Genomic DNA, 2,294 nt, shown 5'->3' with positions numbered 1-2,294 from the left:
TACAATCTCTTTTTCATTCAGGCCATTGCCCACAGCCCCTGGATCAGAACCCCCATGACCTGGATCTAAATAAAGTTTCATTAAGCATCCCCCATCCCTATCGTAATTAAACCTATTTTATTATCAGTGATTTCTCATTTTATCATCCAAAAAATGGATCATTTTTCCCTTTAGTTCATTTTTTTCTGAGTTTCTACTTACATCCACTTCATAACATGAATGATAAATTAATTTTCCCATCCCCTTTCCCTTATGTTTTACTCATGTGTTTTTATAATTCGACTTCTTATCTTTAATAACCTCCCTTGAACTCCCTTGAACTCCAATGAACGCTTTTACTTAAATGAATTACTTGTATCTGTCGTTAGTATATTGGAACAATCAATAAGGATCTAGTACAAAAATAACTTGTATATGAACCCCCCCATTTCGGACAGGTTTCACCCAAAGTTGAAGCTACCCGAAATGGGGGGATTTCGAGTATTCTTCTGAAAGAATAGCGTTTTTTTCGTTTTGGAAAAATTTTGTTTCATTAGTTTGATGGACATGGGGTATTTAATTTTGTTAGGTTGATGGCGATGCTTGTTCTACCACAATACAATTTTTATCAATCCATTGGGCAACCGTCCCTTTTTCCTTTTCTACTTCCTCTTCCTTGATTTCTTTTGTCCATGCTCGCTCTAAAGAACTGTATTTGTACACTCTCTTCTTCAACTTATCCTTAATCGAAAAGGATTGATACACTATACGGTAACGTTAAATACAGAAGTGAATAATTAAAGCTATTCATATCAGTATTTAATGGGGAATGTCAGACATCAGGAATTGAAAGAACGATATATAAAAACAATGAAATATCCCAATGTTAAACTTAGACCAAACAAACGAGATCAAATTTTAGATGAGGTATATGAGATGATTGAGGAAAGGGAAATTTGAATTCCTTTTGGAGAAGTGAAAAAATATTACTACAGCAAGATTTCTTCTTATATTCGTAGTCAACGAAAACAACATGAGAACCTCAATCAATAGCCTTAAGGCTATATACAAGAGCTCAAGCTTTTTAAAATTATAAGTATACCCATAACAAAGACCGCCCAGTATGCATTAGTATATAAGGCGGTCTTAAGTATATTTATGATATATAACTATTCTCTTTTTCACGACATTATTCTACCTTGATTAAACATCGAAAAAATCTTCAACTTTCGCATCTTTTTGTACCTTTTTAATAGCTGACATAATTTGTTTCACTGTAGACATATTTGGATCTCGTTTGCCAGTGCAGATTTCACTAAGTGCATGTCTTGAAACATTTGAATTTCTAGCCAACCATGCTTGAGACCGTCCCTCTTTTGCTAACCAATTTTTTAGTTTCGTCTTTTTTACTCCCATTCTTTACACCTCTATAGTATGTTCTTATATCTTCATCTATGCCCATATTGCAGAAGATTCATACACAATTGATACAAAGAAAGCAAACAACTGATACAAAGAAAGTAAACTTTTTGCATGAAACAAGGTAAGTTGAACAACCCATTCAACATACATTCCACTATACCGACTTAGGAGGAGATCCATATGGTTACAGTCCTGGGAACAAGCCTAGTGTTATTTACGGTGGTTTATGCGGAGAAAAAGGGTTGGGTCGATAAAGGAAAAGTAAGAGTCATCATGCACGTTGGAATGAATATGGGTATATTGGGGAGCTTGCTCTATTTTTTGTATACATTGTCCTCTTTCCTTCCTTTCTTATGACCAGGGTACCGACCAGGCTAGAAGAAAAAAAGGAATGGGTTTAATGAGATAAGAACGGCATGTGGAAGCTTCCTTTTTCAAGGAACTATCTATAGAAGATAAAAAAGAAGGAGTGAAGAGGATGTGGGAACTTATAGCGATTCCTGCTTTGACTGGGGCTGTGGCTTTATGGTTTGGAAAGAACATATCGAGTGAGGAACATCAAGTCGTACAACAAATTTTTGAACAATACCATATCAGCATAAAAAACGGAAAAGACCATCAATATCCTCAGCTTGTTCGAGAGTGTAAAAGTACGAAACAAATCAAGCTGATTTATCGCACACCTTTAGCGTTAGAAGAAAAAACATTGCGAACGTTACAACAGATTTTATCCGTCACTTTAAATTTTACATCAACACGCTTATATAGAATAGGGGTGCTTTGAGGCCTAACGGCATCTTTTATATTTTACTCAACATATGGAATTTCATGCACTTCCCGTAAGATCTATTATGTAAACCAAATAATTAACCGAGTATGTTAAAATAAGGAAA

The 2,294-nt window shown here is 35.0% G+C and carries 5 protein-coding genes; 2 read left to right on the top strand and 3 right to left on the bottom strand.

Annotated features, from left to right (window positions below):
- The 3 genes from MOC86_RS26405 to MOC86_RS26395 all read right to left on the bottom strand — a co-directional run.
- On the bottom strand, positions 1-81 hold an 81-nt coding region (locus MOC86_RS26405; RefSeq protein WP_268586833.1), incomplete at its 3' end, for an N-acetylmuramoyl-L-alanine amidase.
- 483 nt (positions 82-564) lie between these two features.
- A complete protein-coding gene (locus tag MOC86_RS26400; RefSeq protein ID WP_268586870.1) occupies positions 565-702 on the bottom strand; it encodes a hypothetical protein in 138 nt (45 codons plus the stop codon).
- 480 nt (positions 703-1,182) lie between these two features.
- Positions 1,183-1,395 carry a helix-turn-helix transcriptional regulator gene (locus MOC86_RS26395; RefSeq protein WP_268586869.1) on the bottom strand — a complete coding sequence of 71 codons (213 nt, stop codon included), beginning with the start codon at positions 1,393-1,395 and terminating at the stop codon, positions 1,183-1,185.
- Between the two features lie 186 nt (positions 1,396-1,581).
- On the opposite strand from MOC86_RS26395, the gene MOC86_RS26390 reads away from it, so the two are divergent.
- Together MOC86_RS26390 and MOC86_RS26385 are read left to right on the top strand one after the other, a co-directional pair.
- Entirely contained in the window at positions 1,582-1,758 is a 177-nt protein-coding gene (locus MOC86_RS26390) for a hypothetical protein (protein ID WP_268586868.1), read from the top strand.
- A 121-nt stretch (positions 1,759-1,879) separates the two neighbouring features.
- On the top strand, positions 1,880-2,185 hold the full coding sequence (locus tag MOC86_RS26385) for a hypothetical protein (protein WP_268586867.1): 306 nt from the start codon (positions 1,880-1,882) through the stop codon (positions 2,183-2,185).
- Positions 2,186-2,294 lie beyond the last annotated feature (109 nt).

The organism is Priestia endophytica (assembly GCF_026790145.1).
In the GTDB taxonomy this organism is placed as follows: Bacteria; Bacillota; Bacilli; order Bacillales; family Bacillaceae_H; genus Bacillus_I; species Bacillus_I endophytica_A.
Note: the sequence above shows the minus strand (reverse complement) of the source record. Positions and strands in the feature narration are given on the sequence as shown.